Below are 15920 nucleotides of genomic sequence, written 5' to 3' on the forward strand. Positions count from 1 at the left end.
CTAGGTGTTGACTGAGACCGGGAATTATTCGGTGAAGGTAGATATGCTGGAAAGATATCCCTGAACTGACATGATACACGTTGACCTGCTCCCCGTTGATTAACACACTGATGCCCGTAATGTCTTCATCATCGGTATGAGACCCTCATTAAGATGCTTTTTTCCGGCAAATAAATCATCAGTATCCTCTTCGAGGCTGGAACAGGGATTCTAAGCCATGTGCTTTGGCGTAAGAAGATCATTTCCGACGTCACCTAATGTGGCTTGGTGAATGGATTTTGTCATGGCTGCACTCTTCATCGGTCGTCGGATTAAGTGCCGTACGATCCACGTCGCTTTTGGAATTTCAAGCGTTCAGATATAAGCATTCTGTACAGCATTGCGTTGTTTCGTGGCTATCTGGCGACGATAAGAACCACTCAGGAACCTGAATTTACCTGTCGAGTACTGGGCCTTTGAACATGGTTTGGATATTACTGAGTGCATCTTGGTTTTGAGAAGTTAAGGTTATCATTAATAAAAAGGCATAATATTGAGTGGTCAACCAACCTTAAAAAAGTGGCTAAATTATGAACGAAAATTTACGTAATGCTCTTCCTCACAAAAACACACCATTTCTACGTGTGCTGCATATCATCGTAGCTGTATTGATTTTATTGCAGATTATTAATTCAAACCTTACCGAAAGCGATGCGCTTAGTGACTATACTCTCACTGGGTTCGTAACATGGTTCCATGTTATCACTGGGTTATCACTGATTGTCCTTGGGTTTGTCATGCTTGCATGGATGCTGACACAACGAGGATTTCGTTACTATTTTGCCTGGGTGGTCCTTGATTTTCGAGGTGTGGTTGAAGATATCAAAATGCTGATATCATTCCGTCTTCCTGAAGCTCATGCTGGTGGGATTGCTGCTCTGGTTCAGGGGCTTGGTGTACTTGCACTATTGGGCGTTGCATTATGTGGTGGATTCTGGTTTGCTCTCAATACTGCTCTTGGCACGTCACCTGTGCTGACAGAAACCGTCCTGCATGTGCATAAGTTTCTGACTGTATTTATTGAAACCTATTTCTGGGCACATGGTGCGATGGGGTTGCTGCATATCTTCCTCACCGTTCGTAGCCAAAGGAAAAATCCCGTTACCGAATAGTGCTGTAGGTTTATGATGGATAAGATGCCCTGTAATGGTTGGCTAAAACAGACTATAACCGCGCATTTATCCGTCAATGCATTTTCTATTTATCCGTAATTCCGATGAGTATGCGTATTTGAAGGAAAAAATATATGCATCTTGAACGACATAGTATCGAAAAAGTGGGATGGCTGAGGGCAGCTGTACTGGGGGCAAATGACGGAATTGTTTCGACAGCGAGCCTTGTTCTTGGGGTTGCATCTGCAAATAGCAGTCCTTCCGGTGTTTTACTTGCAGGTGTTGCAGGACTGGTTGCCGGAGCTATGTCAATGGCTACAGGGGAATATGTTTCCGTCTCATCTCAGGCGGATACCGAAAACGCAGCACTTGCCCAGGAAAAAAGGGAGCTGGAAACTGATTATCAGGGAGAGGTGCGGGAACTGACTTCACTTTATATGCAACGTGGACTGGAGCCAGAGCTTGCCCGGCAGGTTGCGGAGCAACTTATGGTCAAAGATGCCCTGGATGCTCATGCCCGTGAAGAACTGGGGTTGACGGATATAAATTCTGCACAGCCCCTACAGGCAGCTGTCTTTTCTGCCCTGAGTTTTTCCGCTGGTGCGGTGTTACCCTTAATCGTGGCATGGCTCTCCCCTCTGAAACTGGCTTTTTTGTTGATAATCCTTTCCACCCTTTTTTCACTGGCGGTCCTTGGCTATATATCTTCGGTTTTGAGTAAAGCCTCTCCTGTCAGGGCGATCATAAGAATTACGTTCTGGAGTACCATGGCTATGCTTTTGTCTATGGGGATTGGTCATTTTGCAGGGCAGGCCCTGCTTTAATGTTATGAAGCACAATTCGTGTACCATCTTACTGGCGATGCTTCGCAAAACAATTTGCAATGCAGCTCCCTTCAAACTCGATTCCTGCTTGCGCCAATACCTGTTGAAGGGGTGATGGAGGGGATTCTCCCCCTCCATTTCAAGGGCAAGGACAACGCTACTTCTGGCAAATTTCCCGGTCGTAAACGCCACCATTGACAACCAAAATTTGTCGTTTCTTCTTTGAAATCATATCAGTCATTATCTTCGAGTCATCAAGAAAGATACCACCAAAGGTTCCAGGTCGTGCATTCTTCCCGGCGATTATAATCAGATCCCCAATATTCAATGCAGCAACTTTATCGTTATTGTAATTCGTATCTTCAAATATGAACTTCAGGCCTTCATCTGAACCGGGAATACCCAATGTTACTACAGGATTTTTTCTGAAAGTAACAGTACCGATACCAGTTATTTTTCCTGTTACCATTAACTGACATTTTTTGAAGTCATTTGTTGCCCTGAATTCATGTTGTTCAAACCGCGCATAAACTTCCCCTGTTGTATACATTCGCGGAAGTATATCGATTATCGATGGTTTGGATGGTTGCTCAGGTTGTTGCTGAGTTACGGTATCAGCATTTACCTTGGCCTTCACTTCGGGGGTTTTAGGCTGATATGGGGGGGGCGTCAGCCCGTAAAGGAGATTGATGCCGTAGGCTATTGCGACGGTTATGACTGCTATTTTAATATAACGTTCATAGGGTGATTTCATTTCGTTCTTCCATAACTTCTATCTTAACAATACGCTCTCCATTACGATATATTTTCAGCTTGTCAGGCGGGGACTTCACTGCATTACGGATTTCGTTCATTGTATCTTTCGATAACATATCACAGCCTTCCATATACATAACCCTACGGGTATCGGTATCTGGTATGTTAGTGAAACTGCTACTGACCCATAAATCGGGTATTTCAATTCCATGTATCAGCTTCATATACACAACGATGAACGCATCTGTCAGGTGAAACCGTCCAACTGTGTATTTTCCGGTATAGGTATTACCAGAAGACGATGCTACCCAATCGTTTTTTAAAACCAAAGTCAGTGCATTATTTTCCATATTCAGACTCCAGTTCACGAATGCGATTGTTCGTCATGTCGGTAAGACATTTCTGTTCATTATTGCAGCCGGATTTGTGCTTTATCCATTCTCTTTGAGAAGGAAGCAATCGTTTTCGGGTTTCAGGGCTAAGGCTTTTCCAGACCGAATTAAGTTTCTCATCGCTTGCTTTATAACTGTGTGTATCGACGTTTGAGGTTACTGCATTGTTTTTGGGAGCTTCGCTACCGCTGCTATAGAAAACGGGTGCACGTACTCCCTGAGCGTAGTCTTTAGCTGCTTTTTCCCCCACGGCTTGCCCATTCGCAGTCAATACCTTTCCGAACTCTGTAGTGTCGAAACTGTAATTGCGGATCTCGCCATTGAAGTCCAGCTTCACGTTAACGGTTGTTGACTTCGAAATGGCAGTCAAGAAATCACCAGCTTCGGACCCGAAGGAACAAGCGACTTCTTTAGAATCACTGACATTAGGGCGTAACCCGTGCATCGTGAATCTGCCGTTATCAGTTGTAGCAGTGATATCTACCAGCGGAACGATTGATGATGATTGCTTTGTCATCGCGAAGCATATTCCCTTCAGATTTACATCCCTGTCCATCCCGAGAAACATCAGTGCGTTTTTGTCGCTGCTGGCGACACCCATTGATTTTGCCTCTGGCAAGAAATACACGGTACTGGAGGCGGTGGTTATACCTGAAACGAAAACAACACCTGACGCCATGATTTTTAACGTTTTAATAAGAATTGTCATTCTGGATACCTTCTTTCTTTCGCACTCCATCGTGGACAGAGTATTCATTCCGTGAGTCTTGTTTACGAGAAACACTAACCGAAGAATCATGATCTTACATTGATCTATGAAATCTATCAATATCGTATAATTGATCTGTAAAAACGATCGATTAACATGGGGAGAAGAGGGGGAAGATGCGAAGGGTATTGTTTTTAAAGGGTTTTAAAATGGTTCATATGCTTGGTGTTAACGTCGGGCGGCGGGCAGCGGTTAGTCTTGAATACTGCGATTGAAAGACATAACAATCTACTTTGTGCGGGGTTTCCGGCAACCATAGAGGTGTTTCGATAAGGAGCGGTGCAATAAGTACAGTTCGTAGACAGAATGAATACGATGTAATTTTGAACCCTTGCTCTACAACGCTCTGTATCAAGTTTTACGGGGGTTTTATATTGAACGATGCCTGAAGTCTGCTTTAATCGCTCTGACAAGATACAGAGCGATTCATGGCTATATAGCGATGGATTACGCTAACATTTCTGTGGGGCAATTTTACAATGGCACTAACACTTACCTTTATTCCGTCAGTTCATCGATCAGTGTTCGGGGATGATCTAGTCGTTTTTTCGCTTCCGTCATGAACTTGTCTCGGTTGATCAATATGTCAATATGGTCATGCAGTATCAAACCTTCAGATTCAAGAATTTGAATATCGTTGATAGTCTGCGCTTCAACATAAATCTTACCCTTCTTCCAGCCTGAGTTGTTTTCGATAACGATACGCTGTTTATGCTGATCGCGGTATGTATGGTAAACAAGTTGTGTTTCTTATCTATTCTGGAGCAATCTACGCGCATAATAACGGTCTTAATGTTTGCTCTTATTTTTGTGCGTAAAGGGTTAAGTGCGTCATCAATGTCAAACTTCCTGAACTTGTCCCAACCTTCAGTGTTCATTTGCACGATTGATTCATCGTATAGTCTTTTTTCCACTATCAGACTTTGTTTTTCTTGTTCTAGTTGATCAATTTGCGAAGTGAGGCTATTAATGATCTCAGGGCTTTTAGCTGAACCTATAGCCAATACATAGTTCTCAATTTGCGATTGTATGTCCGCTATTTTCCCTTCTAAACCAGATGGTTGATATTTCGTCTGTAAGAATATTCTATCGGCTATTAGTTGTAAAATCGTCCTTTCAAGGGTGCTTGCCCTGAATCCCCACTTATTACAATCTTGATGTAAATCTCTGGATGCACATTGGTAACGGTAAGCATGTGGATGGTTTTTAAGGGTTGATTTAGCCTTAACCATGTAACATGAGCAGTGCGCACAGTGCAAAATACCAATACCGGAAAGTAATGGTATTTCTGGATTACTCTCGCGATTCGGGGCAAATCCTTTGTTTCCAACTTGGAGCTTTAACGCTTCATATTCATCTTTGCTGATGATCGCAGGGTAATAATCATCCAGAACGTATTCTGCATTGTTTACAGTGATTACTTTTCGTCCATAAATGGCAGGTTCAAGGATTCTGGAACAATGCTGCATATTCCATATACCTTTTGATTTTTTGTTGCCAATAACCGGTCCATCGTAGTTGTTTTTCAGATGTTGAAGGATCATCCGATTTGACCAACCGTCTTGTTTTAACTGGATAATTTTTTTTGCTATGGGGAACAGGACTGGATGCGGATTGACATATCCAGTACTTGAATCTGTCCACCATTTATCCGAGCCTAACTCTTTAATTGCGACTACAGGATCACCTGGTTTCCGTTCCTGGTGACGTCTGATCTTGGACAGAGCACTTGCAATGGTGCGGTGTGATTTGGTTGAACTTTCTTCGTTTGCACGGCTGAACAACATCACGCTAAACATCAGTTGCTGCAATGTCTCGGTGTTTACTTCAGTCTGTCTGTAAACCTGTTTATCAATCCCGGTAATTACCGTGATGCCATTAAGTAATAAGCTGGTGAAAAGGTTAACCGCTTGCATGGCGTTCTGGCGTGAGAAGCGATCAAGGGATTCAATCAAGAGGAAAGACCCCTTTGGGATCAAACCGGATTCAACTTGGTCTATGAAATCCGATAAAGCTCCTTCCTGAACGTTTTTACCCTTGTACGCGGATACCCCTAAATCTTGGTATTCCTCGAAAATCTCCAGATCGTACTCAGTAGCAATCTGTTTTGCCATTTCAGCAATGTAGCTCTTCTGACGCTCAATCGAACTACCTTTACCTTGTCGTTCGCTGGAGTAACGGATATATGAATATAAGCGTGGACGATTCATGGTATTGAATTTCACTGGAAGTACTGTATTTCTTAAGATTGTAACATGTGCAGACATTGGTCATCACCTCCTTGGTAATCCATTGGGGCGACAGGTATAGCTGTTTTTACGCCTCAATTCTTAATGAGGTGTATTTTACTTTAGTGTTGCCGATGGTGACGCCCAGCACCGCCATCACGGTGAAGCCCAGACCGGTCAGCACCGCGTGAATCAGATACAGCACCGGTGCGACGAACAGGAACAGGAACTCGATAGGCTCGGTGGTACCGCCCACGACGCAGGCGATCACGCCGGAAATCAGCAGACCTTTAATTTTATGGCGGTTTTCCGGGCGCGCGCAGTGGTACATTGCCAGCGCAGCACCCGGCAGGCCGCCGAGGAAGGCAGGCATTTTACCCTGAGACAGGAAGCGGGTTGCGCTTTCGGAGAAGCCGTGTGTCGTCGGGCAGCTCAGCTGCGCCTGGAAGATAGTCAGCGCGCCGCTCACGTCGTGACCGCACACCTCCATGGTGCCGCCCGCTTCGGTGAAGCGAATCAGGGCCACCAGGATATGCTGCAGGCCAAACGGCAGCAGCAGACGCTCGCCGGTGCCGAAGATCATCGGACCAAAATCTCCCGCGCCGTTAATGATGCGGCCAATGCCGTTGATGCCCATAGCGAAAACTGGCCAAATCAGCGGAATAATCAGACCAAACAGACCCATAACGACCAGGGTCACGATCGGGACAAAGCGGGTGCCGCCGAAGAAAGCCAGGGCATCCGGCAGGCGGATATTGTGGAAGCGCTCGTGCAGCATCCAGATAATGACCCCGGCGATCACCGCCCCGAGGATCCCGGTGTCGATGGACTGAATACCAATCACGCTCTGAATGTTGTTGGCCTTCAGAACGGCGGCGTCGGTGGTCGGCAGTATGCCTTTTGCGGTCAGCCAGAAGTTAACCGCCAGGTTCATCACCGCGTAGCCCACAAAACCGGCAAACGCCGCGACGCCTTTGTTCTCGCGGGCCAGGCCCAGCGGGATTGCAATACAGAACATCACGGGCAGGAAACTGAAGGCAAAGGAGCCGACTTTACTCATCCAGATAAAGATCGCCTGCAGCACGGGCGCGCCGAGGAAGGGAATCAGCGTGATGACGTCTTTACTGCTGAGCGAACTGCCGATCCCGAGCATGATCCCGCAGAACGAGAGAAGCGCCACGGGCAGCATAAAGGTTTTACCCAGTTGCTGGAAAAATTCCCACAGCGATATTTTTTGTGCTGCTTTCGCCGTCATAAAACGACTCCTTTATTGTTAAAATCAGTTTGTCTGCTTCAATGCTGCGAGAAGATAAAACGTTTTATCAAAGTTTAGTGCGCGCTAAATCACATTCTCAGGCTTTGACTGGTAGTATAAAGATAACGTATTGATAAAACGTTTTACCGATCTCATTTTTCAGGGAGTCACGCCAACACATGGCTGTAGCGAAAAAAGTCACCATCAACGACGTCGCGCTGGCGGCGGGGGTTTCCGTCAGCACCGTTTCTCTGGTACTGAGCGGAAAAGGACGCATCTCTCCCGCGACCGGTCAGCGGGTGAACGAGGCGGTTGAGCAGTTGGGCTTTGTGCGAAACCGTCAGGCGTCGGCGCTGCGCGGCGGGCAAAGCGGGGTGATTGGCCTGATTGTCCGTGACCTGACGTCACCGTTCTATGCGGAGCTGACCGCCGGCTTAACCGAAGCGCTTGAAGCGCAGGGGCGGATGGTCTTTCTGCTTCACGGCGGTCGCGAGGCCGATCAGCTGCTTTCCCGGCTCGATATGCTGCTGAATCAGGGGGTGGACGGGGTGATCGTCGCCGGGGCGTCGGGCGTGGGCAGCGAGCTGTGCGAGCGTGCCGCTGAAAAAGGCGTGCCGCTGGTGTTTGCTTCACGCGCCAGCTACCTCGATGAAGCCGATACGCTGCGCCCGGATAACATGCAGGCTGCGCAAATGCTGACCGAGCATCTTATTCGTCGGGGCCATCAGCGCATTGCCTGGCTGGGCGGCAAAAGCTCGTCCCTGACCCGCGCCGAACGGGTCGGCGGCTACTGCGCGACGCTGATTAAATACGGCCTGCCGTTCCACAGCGAGTGGGTTGTTGAGTGTGAGTCCAGCCAGAAGATGGCGGCAGAAGCGATAGGCGCGCTGCTGCGCAGCAGTCCGACCATCAGCGCCGTCATTTGCTATAACGATGTGATCGCCATGGGCGCCTGGTTTGGCCTGATCCGCGCCGGGCGTCAGAGCGGCGAGGGCGGGGTGGAAACCTTCTTCGGCCACCAGGTGGCGCTGGGGGCGTTCGCCGACGTCGGTGAAAACGCGCTCGACGATCTGCCGATCGTCTGGGCCACTACCCCAGCGCGGGAGATGGGCTACACCCTGGCGGACAGGATCATGCAGCGCATCGACAATACGGACGTTCAGGCCAGGCACCAGATTGTGGCGGCGCGACTGGTGACGGTGAAATAATATCGCCCGGCGGCACTGCGCTTGCGCGGGCCTACAACGGCCCGGAATCGTAGGCCGGGTAAGCGTCAGCGCCACCCGGCAATAAAAAACCCCTCATGCGAGGGGTTTTGACGTTTACTGCTGCGGTGCCGCCGGTTCGGCTGGCGCTGACGGTTCAGCCGGTTCCGGCATCCCCAGAGCAGGCATGCCAAACATGCCGACAAAATCCTCCAGCGGCATTTTGTCGCCGTTGAGCGTGACCTGGCCGTTGGCGTACTGCAGGCTGGTGGAAATCGTGTTGTTGTCCACCTTCGTGATGCGGAACATCTGGCCCATGGCCGCCAGACCTTTCACCTGCTGGTTCGCCAGCTTGCCGGCATCTTCATCGCCGTAGCCTTCCAGCTTCGCAATCTGGGTCATAAACTCGGTCGCCATATCCATCGGGATGGTCAGCTTGCTGTCGAGCGACTTCACGCTGCGATCCACTTCCTGCGCCAGCGTCTGCGGTTCACCCGTGGCGGTGGCCGGATCTTTCAGGAACAGCGACAGGTTAAAGCTGGTTTCGCCTTTGCTGTTTTTCCAGCTCAGCGGCGCAACGGTGACCACCGGCTCGCCTTTCAGCAGGATCGGCAGGTTGTTGAACAGCACTGCCATCGCTTGCTGCTGGTAGACTTCCGGGTTCTGTTGCAGCGCGGCATCGGTCAGCAGCGCCTGGCTCTCTTTGCTGTATTTCTGGCTAAATTCGTGCCACGCCTGGCCGTCGATATTGCCGATCTTCAGCGACAGTTTGCCGGTGCCCAGATCCTGATTCTGCACTTTCAGGCTCTTCAGCGTGTAATCCAGCTGGGTATTGATGCTCTTACCGTCTTTGGACACGTCGGATTTGCCGTTGACGTCCATGCCTTCCAGCACGGCCATCTCTTTGCCTTCAACCGCAATGGCGACTTTATCGAGAGACAGTTTCTGATCGCCGATACGCTCTTTAAAATCGGTCATGCGGCTGTTGCCGTCGGCCTTCAGGTTGTTGAAGGTGAGCTGAACTTTTTGATTGTATTCGTTCACGGCGTTGACCAGGCCACTTTCCGCTTCACCCGTCAGGGAGAACACGTTCCCGTCGCGGTCCGCGTCAAGTTTGAAGTGACCACCGCTAAAGGCGACTTTCTCATTCTCTTTCTCGTAGTTCAGCGCTTTCAGCGCGATATCGGAACTGGTGTCACCGGCATAGCTGATGCGGGTGTCGATTTCGAAAGGTGAGGTATTTTTTGCCAGGTCGAACAGCGGTTTGGTGACGTCGTTATTCACCAGGACCGTGTGAACGGACGCCATTGACGGGATCAGGTTAAACGACTTTAGCTGCGCCAGCGGGAATGGACCGTGGCTGACCACTTCATCCAGCACCACGCTCTGACCCGGTTTCAGCCAGCCGTTTTCCGTACCGGCAACCGGCTTCACCACTACCTGCATACGGCTGGTAAACACGCCGCGCTCATAATTTTGGTAGCTCAGCTCAAGGCCCGCTTCCGGCGCGCTGCGCTTAATCTCTCCGTTAGCCTGCGCCACCATTTCAGCCAGGCGTCCTTCCAGCTGTTTCCCGGTAAACCAGGAGGCACCCGTCCAGACTACGCCTAACGCTACAATCACTCCTACCGCTACGACCGATTTTTTCATTGCGACTATCCCTAAAATGAAACCAGGCGGTAAAAACCGCCTGGAGATATTAAGCCTGCAACTAGCTTAGCAAGAGTTGTTAAAAAATTCAGTAAGTGCTTAAAGCTTATTGAAAACGCGCGCCAGTCGACCGGTGCCGCTTACGCTAACCGGAGACTCATTGGCTGCAACGAATGCTGACTCACCGGGCTTAAGCACCAGATGCTGTTCGCCTTTGTGCAGCGTCGCTTCGCCTTCCACGCAGAACAGGATCGCCGCACTTTCCTGTGCGATGGTCGTTTCTGTCTGGCTCAGGTCGTGCAGGGAGAAAGCAAAATCCTCAACCGGAATCGGGAAGTCCAGCTCTGCGCCGTTTTTCACCGGCTGAGTCAGCAGCTCCGCGGCAGGTTTCGCCACGAACTTGACGTTGGCAACCAGCTCGGGGATGTCGATGTATTTCGGCGTCAGGCCCGCGCGCAGCACGTTGTCAGAGTTGGCCATCACCTCCAGCGCCACGCCCTGCAGGTAGGCGTGCGGGGTTTCCGCGAACAGGAACATTGCTTCACCCGGATTCAGCTTCACCACGTTCAGCAGCAGAGGGGAGAACAGGCCGCTGTCGTCCGGATAGAACTGCGCAATAAGACGGATGGTCTCCCACGGTTCACCTTGCTGGCTCTCCAGGGCGGCTTTCAGTACCGCCAGGGCGTGGGATTTCTCTTCACCCTGCATGTTCAGCAGGCTGGCAAACAGCTGGCTTAGCGCCTCAGCGTTCGGGTTTTCAAGGAAATGCGCGATAGCGTTATTGGCACCCGCGACCGGCTGCAGCAGGGAGATAATCTCTGAAAACTCGCGGAACGCGTTCATCGCCAGGAACGGCGTCAGCGCGAACACCAGCTCCGGCTTGTGGTTAGGATCTTTGTAGTTACGCTCGGCGGCGTCTAACGGAATACCCGCCGCGTTCTCTTTCGCAAAGCCGATTTCAGACGCTTGCTTGTTCGGATGGACCTGGATGGAGAGCGGCTGGTCAGCGCACAGCACTTTAAACAGGAACGGCAGTTCGCCAAAGCGCTGAGCCACCTTGTTGCCCAGCAGCGCGGCTTTATCGGCGTCAATTACGTCACGCAGGCTGCGTGCCTGGCCGCTGGCGTCTTCAATTTTTGAGCTGCTCTTCGGGTGCGCCCCCATCCACAGTTCTGCCATCGGCAGGTTGTTTGGGTTCGCGATACCGTAGAGATCCGTTAACGCAGTTTTACTTCCCCAGGCGTAGTTTTGCACTGAGTTGATGAGTTTTTGCATTATCAAGCCCTGATTCAAATGTGGAATAAACTCCGGGTATTAAAGCAATAAACCACATGGAAGTAACCTGTGGATGTAAAAAGTCGTACTAGTCTCAGTTTTTGTTAAAAAATTGTGTAGGATAAGCTGACTCGCTTTTAAGCCGGGCAGCGGAACATCTGCCCTGAATAAACAGACCGAAGCAGTAAGTGAGAGACCAATGTCGAATAAACCCTTCCATTATCAGGATCCTTTCCCCCTCAGTCAGGATCAGACCGAGTATTACCTGTTAACCCGCGATCACGTCTCCGTCTCTGAGTTTGAAGGACAAGAGATCCTCAAGGTGGATCCGCAGGCGTTGACGCTGCTGGCGCAGCACGCTTTCCACGACGCCTCGTTTATGCTCCGCCCAGCGCACCAGCAGCAGGTTGCAGATATCCTGAGCGACCCTGAGGCCAGCGAAAACGACAAGTACGTAGCCCTGCAGTTCCTGCGTAACTCCGATATCGCGGCGAAAGGCATTCTGCCTACCTGCCAGGATACCGGCACGGCGATCATCGTCGGTAAAAAAGGCCAGCGCGTCTGGACCGGCGGCGGCGATGAAGCGGCGCTGGCGCACGGCGTTTATAACACCTACACCGAAGACAACCTGCGCTATTCGCAAAACGCGGCGCTGGACATGTACAAAGAGGTCAACACCGGTACCAATCTGCCTGCACAGATTGACATCTACAGCGTCGACGGGGATGAGTACAAATTCCTCTGCATCGCCAAAGGCGGCGGTTCGGCCAACAAAACCTATCTCTATCAGGAGACCAAAGCGCTGCTCACCCCGGGCAAGCTGAAGAACTACCTGGTTGAGAAGATGCGCACCCTCGGCACCGCGGCGTGCCCGCCGTACCATATCGCGTTTGTGATTGGCGGTACCTCGGCGGAAAGCACGCTGAAGACCGTGAAGCTGGCCTCAACCAAATACTACGACGGCCTGCCAACCGAAGGTAACGAGCACGGCCAGGCGTTCCGCGACGTGCAGCTTGAGCAGGAGCTGCTGGAAGAAGCGCGCAATCTGGGCCTCGGCGCGCAGTTTGGCGGCAAATACTTTGCCCACGACGTGCGCGTGATCCGTCTGCCGCGTCACGGTGCATCCTGTCCGGTCGGGATGGGTGTGTCCTGCTCTGCGGATCGCAACATCAAGGCGAAGATCAACCGCGAAGGCGTGTGGATCGAAAAACTGGAAAACAACCCGGGTAAATACATTCCGGAAGCGCTGCGCAAAGCGGGCGAGGGGGAAGCGGTTCGCGTTGACCTGAACCGTCCGATGAAAGAGATCCTGGCGCAGCTGTCTCAGTATCCGGTTTCGACCCGTCTCTCCCTCAACGGCACGATTATCGTGGGCCGCGACATCGCGCACGCGAAGCTGAAAGAGCGCCTGGACAACGGCGAAGGGCTGCCGCAGTACATTAAAGATCACCCGATCTACTACGCGGGCCCGGCGAAAACGCCTGAAGGCTATGCCTCTGGTTCATTAGGCCCAACCACGGCGGGCCGTATGGACTCGTACGTCGACCAGCTGCAGGCTAACGGCGGCAGCATGATCATGCTGGCGAAAGGCAACCGCAGCCAGCAGGTAACGGACGCCTGCCACAAGCACGGTGGCTTCTACCTCGGCAGCATCGGCGGCCCGGCTGCGGTTCTGGCGCAGGGCAGCATCAAGAGCCTGGAGTGCGTGGAATACCCGGAACTGGGCATGGAAGCGATCTGGAAAATTGAGGTGGAAGACTTCCCGGCGTTTATCCTCGTGGATGACAAAGGCAACGACTTCTTCAAGCAGATCCAGTCTTCTCAGTGTTCGGCGTGTGTGAAGTAGTCTGAAGAAAATGCCGGGTGGCGCTGACGCTTACCCGGCCTACATTCTCGTAGGTCGGGTAAGGCGAAGCCGCCACCCGACACCAAAAAGAGCGCACAAAGCGCCATACCGTTTCTCAGAAGTCATCAATACTTATCCCTTAAGCATGTGAGCAATCCCGACAGTGTTATCAAGGAGAAAGTAATGACCACGGTACGCCATGAGAAAGACTCGATGGGCGCCATCGACGTCCCGGCCGACAAGCTATGGGGCGCGCAAACCCAGCGTTCGCTGGAGCATTTCCGTATCTCGACTGAAAAAATGCCCGTTTCGCTGATTCAGGCGCTGGCGCTCACCAAACGCGCAGCCGCGAAAGTGAACCAGGATTTAGGCCTGCTGGCGGCAGACAAGGCCACCGCCATCATAAATGCCGCCGACGAAGTGCTGGCGGGCAAGCATCCCGACGAATTTCCGCTCGCCATCTGGCAGACCGGTTCCGGCACCCAGAGCAACATGAACATGAACGAAGTGCTGGCGAACCGGGCCAGCGAACTGCTGGGCGGCGTGCGCGGCATGGAGCGCAAGGTTCACCCGAACGATGACGTCAACAAGAGCCAGAGTTCTAACGACGTCTTCCCCACGGCCATGCACGTGGCGGCGGTGATTGCTATCCGCGAACAGCTCATCCCCCAGCTCAACGTCCTCAAATCCACGCTCAACGAGAAAGCGCAGGCCTTCCGCGACATCGTCAAAATTGGCCGTACGCACCTGCAGGACGCCACGCCGCTGACGCTCGGCCAGGAGATTTCCGGCTGGGTGGCGATGCTGGAACACAACCTGAAGCATATTGAAAACAGCCTGCCGCACCTGGCGGAGCTGGCGCTCGGCGGCACGGCGGTCGGCACCGGGTTAAACACGCATCCGGAGTATGCGGCGCGCGTGGCGGAGGAACTTGCGGCCATAACCGGACAGCCGTTCGTCACGGCGCCCAACAAGTTCGAAGCGCTGGCGACCTGCGATGCGCTGGTCCACACCCACGGCGCGCTGAAAGGGCTGGCGGCGTCGCTAATGAAAATCGCCAACGACGTGCGCTGGCTGGCCTCGGGCCCGCGCTGCGGCATCGGTGAAATCAGCATTCCGGAAAACGAGCCGGGCAGCTCCATCATGCCGGGTAAAGTCAACCCGACCCAGTGCGAAGCCATGACCATGCTCTGCTGTCAGGTACTGGGCAACGACGTGGCCGTCAACCTGGGCGGTGCATCCGGCAACTTCGAACTCAACGTCTATCGCCCGATGGTGATCCACAACGTTCTGCAATCAATTCGTCTGCTGGCGGATGGGATGGAGAGCTTTAACGAGCACTGCGCGGTGGGGATCGAGCCAAACCGCGAGCGCATCAGCCAGCTGTTAAATGAGTCGCTGATGCTGGTCACCGCGCTCAATACCCATATCGGCTACGACAAAGCCGCCGAAATCGCCAAAAAAGCGCATAAGGAGGGGCTGACGCTGAAAGCCTCCGCCCTGGCGCTGGGCTATCTGACGGAGGCGGAGTTTGATGCCTGGGTGCGCCCTGAGGCGATGGTTGGCAGTCTGAAATAATCAACTCGCCACGTACAGGTGCAGCCGCGGAATAATGAGCTGAAGCGGCTGCGCCTGAGGTCGGTAACGGTGCTGGACATTTTCAGCATCGTAATTCAGTAACTCACCAATATCCGGCACGATAGCCCCCTGATCGGCATCATAAAGCGCAATCAGCGGCGTCGGACAGGCGTACTGCACCTGTTTTTGCTGACCGGAGTACCAGACGCGGGCAATAGGCTGAACCTTCACCGGGCGCTTAATTTTGAGGCGCGTATCCGCTGGCAGCGAGGCGATGCTGTGGTACTCCTGCTCCAGGCGCTCGATCCACTGCTCACGCGACCACGGCGCGACGGTGCGCGGCGTCTTCAGGCTCTTTTCCAGCTGCGCCAGAATTTCATCCCGGGTGAAGTTTTTAATGATGTGCTTATTCGCCCAGCCGAAGCGCAGCGTGGCGGGATGGCGCAGAACCGTCAGCGTGCGATAGGCATTCAGGGTAATTAACCCCGGAAGCTGACGGTGCACCCACTCAAACCGGGCGGCGGGGGCCAGGCCCGACTCTTCGGTAACGATCTTCTCAAATGCCGCTTTCAGACTGTTGATATGGGCAATCTGGCTTTCCAGCGCCTCGCGCGCTACTGCATCGGTTTGCAGACAGATCACGCCCGGCAGCCGTACGGCCGCCTTGCTGCTGCGCTGTTCAGACTGCTGCTGGATAAAAAGATGGCGATAGTGCTTCATCGCCAGTTCCAGTGCGGCCTTGCCGATGTGCTGCTTCACGTCGATGGTGTCCAGCGGATCGTGCTCGGCCCCTTTGACTACCTCTGGCAGGGTAAAGACGCGCGCGGCCAGCAGGCGGCAGGTCTGCAAACGTTCTGTCAGGGTCAGCAGCTCGTGTTCTATTTCCCGAAACGTGCTGTTCAGCCGTTCGATAAGATCGTAGGTCGCCATAAGCCCCTCATTAGTTACAACATACTTATCATATAGCACAGCACGCCGGGTCAGGCCAGCG

At 52.3% G+C, this 15920-nt stretch carries 12 protein-coding genes and 2 pseudogenes; 6 read left to right on the forward strand and 8 right to left on the reverse strand.

The genetic code is table 11. The annotated features are described in order from the left end of the window. Nucleotides 1-244 precede the first annotated feature (244 nt). The 3 genes and pseudogenes from ACVCAM_RS12235 to ACVCAM_RS12245 form a co-directional block, all read left to right on the forward strand. A pseudogene (locus ACVCAM_RS12235) lies at nt 245-475 on the forward strand (IS3 family transposase); the annotation flags it as partial. 94 nt (nt 476-569) lie between these two features. Further along, entirely contained in the window at nt 570-1151 is a 582-nt protein-coding gene (locus ACVCAM_RS12240) for a cytochrome b/b6 domain-containing protein (RefSeq protein ID WP_001004932.1), read from the forward strand. Between the two features lie 134 nt (nt 1152-1285). Then, nucleotides 1286-1975 (forward strand): VIT1/CCC1 transporter family protein, encoded by a 690-nt coding sequence (locus ACVCAM_RS12245; RefSeq protein ID WP_000549951.1) that lies wholly within the window; start codon nt 1286-1288, stop codon nt 1973-1975. Between the two features lie 157 nt (nt 1976-2132). Here ACVCAM_RS12245 and ACVCAM_RS12250 read toward each other — a convergent pair whose 3' ends face one another. From ACVCAM_RS12250 to malX, 5 genes and pseudogenes are all read right to left on the reverse strand, one after another. After that, the gene (locus ACVCAM_RS12250) at nt 2133-2729 is read right to left on the reverse strand and encodes a hypothetical protein (protein ID WP_016537359.1); all 597 of its coding nucleotides are present in this window, start codon (nt 2727-2729) and stop codon (nt 2133-2135) included. After that, complete coding sequence (locus ACVCAM_RS12255; RefSeq protein WP_023280004.1) at nt 2713-3081, reverse strand: hypothetical protein; 369 nt, start codon at nt 3079-3081, stop codon at nt 2713-2715. Before ACVCAM_RS12255 ends, ACVCAM_RS12250 begins: the two co-directional genes overlap by 17 nt. Next, nucleotides 3071-3832, reverse strand: coding sequence for a lysozyme inhibitor LprI family protein (locus ACVCAM_RS12260; protein ID WP_447093603.1), 762 nt, complete (start codon nt 3830-3832; stop codon nt 3071-3073). The genes ACVCAM_RS12255 and ACVCAM_RS12260 overlap by 11 nt, the downstream gene beginning before the upstream one ends. A gap of 665 nt (nt 3833-4497) precedes the next feature. After that, complete coding sequence (locus ACVCAM_RS12265; protein WP_447093604.1) at nt 4498-6159, reverse strand: recombinase family protein; 1662 nt, start codon at nt 6157-6159, stop codon at nt 4498-4500. A gap of 85 nt (nt 6160-6244) precedes the next feature. Beyond that, nucleotides 6245-7375: pseudogene (gene malX, locus ACVCAM_RS12270) on the reverse strand (PTS maltose transporter subunit IICB); the annotation flags it as partial. A 179-nt stretch (nt 7376-7554) separates the two neighbouring features. On the opposite strand from malX, the gene ACVCAM_RS12275 reads away from it, so the two are divergent. Next, on the forward strand, nt 7555-8583 hold the full coding sequence (locus ACVCAM_RS12275) for a Mal regulon transcriptional regulator MalI (protein ID WP_407223282.1): 1029 nt from the start codon (nt 7555-7557) through the stop codon (nt 8581-8583). A 114-nt stretch (nt 8584-8697) separates the two neighbouring features. On the opposite strand, the gene ACVCAM_RS12280 is transcribed toward ACVCAM_RS12275, so the two are convergent. Both ACVCAM_RS12280 and manA read right to left on the reverse strand, forming a co-directional pair. Continuing rightward, a complete protein-coding gene (locus ACVCAM_RS12280) occupies nt 8698-10230 on the reverse strand; it encodes a YdgA family protein (RefSeq protein WP_045406222.1) in 1533 nt (510 codons plus the stop codon). 99 nt (nt 10231-10329) lie between these two features. Then, a complete protein-coding gene (gene manA, locus ACVCAM_RS12285) occupies nt 10330-11505 on the reverse strand; it encodes a mannose-6-phosphate isomerase (RefSeq protein ID WP_069598181.1) in 1176 nt (391 codons plus the stop codon). Between the two features lie 199 nt (nt 11506-11704). Between manA and fumA the strand changes: the two genes are divergently transcribed. Beyond that, nucleotides 11705-13351: a class I fumarate hydratase FumA gene (gene fumA, locus ACVCAM_RS12290; RefSeq protein ID WP_262157041.1), complete on the forward strand. Its 1647-nt coding sequence runs from the start codon at nt 11705-11707 to the stop codon at nt 13349-13351. 183 nt (nt 13352-13534) lie between these two features. Then, nucleotides 13535-14929, forward strand: coding sequence for a class II fumarate hydratase (fumC, locus tag ACVCAM_RS12295; RefSeq protein WP_335242549.1), 1395 nt, complete (start codon nt 13535-13537; stop codon nt 14927-14929). On the opposite strand, the gene tus is transcribed toward fumC, so the two are convergent. Next, nucleotides 14930-15859 carry a DNA replication terminus site-binding protein gene (gene tus / locus ACVCAM_RS12300; RefSeq protein WP_232928791.1) on the reverse strand — a complete coding sequence of 310 codons (930 nt, stop codon included), beginning with the start codon at nt 15857-15859 and terminating at the stop codon, nt 14930-14932. Nucleotides 15860-15920: the final 61 nt, after the last annotated feature.

The organism is Enterobacter sp. CFEC122 (genome assembly GCF_052983755.1).

What these genes read in the sequence shown, in the direction of transcription:
- fumA (WP_262157041.1), top strand. Translation starts at nt 11,705, where the DNA reads ATGTCGAATAAACCCTTCCATTATCAGGATCCTTTCCCCCTCAGTCAG.
- ACVCAM_RS12265 (WP_447093604.1), bottom strand. Translation starts at nt 6,159, where the DNA reads ATGTCTGCACATGTTACAATCTTAAGAAATACAGTACTTCCAGTGAAA.
- tus (WP_232928791.1), bottom strand. Translation starts at nt 15,859, where the DNA reads ATGGCGACCTACGATCTTATCGAACGGCTGAACAGCACGTTTCGGGAA.
- ACVCAM_RS12255 (WP_023280004.1), bottom strand. Translation starts at nt 3,081, where the DNA reads ATGGAAAATAATGCACTGACTTTGGTTTTAAAAAACGATTGGGTAGCA.
- manA (WP_069598181.1), bottom strand. Translation starts at nt 11,505, where the DNA reads ATGCAAAAACTCATCAACTCAGTGCAAAACTACGCCTGGGGAAGTAAA.
- ACVCAM_RS12260 (WP_447093603.1), bottom strand. Translation starts at nt 3,832, where the DNA reads ATGACAATTCTTATTAAAACGTTAAAAATCATGGCGTCAGGTGTTGTT.
- ACVCAM_RS12280 (WP_045406222.1), bottom strand. Translation starts at nt 10,230, where the DNA reads ATGAAAAAATCGGTCGTAGCGGTAGGAGTGATTGTAGCGTTAGGCGTA.
- ACVCAM_RS12245 (WP_000549951.1), top strand. Translation starts at nt 1,286, where the DNA reads ATGCATCTTGAACGACATAGTATCGAAAAAGTGGGATGGCTGAGGGCA.
- fumC (WP_335242549.1), top strand. Translation starts at nt 13,535, where the DNA reads ATGACCACGGTACGCCATGAGAAAGACTCGATGGGCGCCATCGACGTC.
- ACVCAM_RS12240 (WP_001004932.1), top strand. Translation starts at nt 570, where the DNA reads ATGAACGAAAATTTACGTAATGCTCTTCCTCACAAAAACACACCATTT.
- ACVCAM_RS12275 (WP_407223282.1), top strand. Translation starts at nt 7,555, where the DNA reads ATGGCTGTAGCGAAAAAAGTCACCATCAACGACGTCGCGCTGGCGGCG.
- ACVCAM_RS12250 (WP_016537359.1), bottom strand. Translation starts at nt 2,729, where the DNA reads ATGAAATCACCCTATGAACGTTATATTAAAATAGCAGTCATAACCGTC.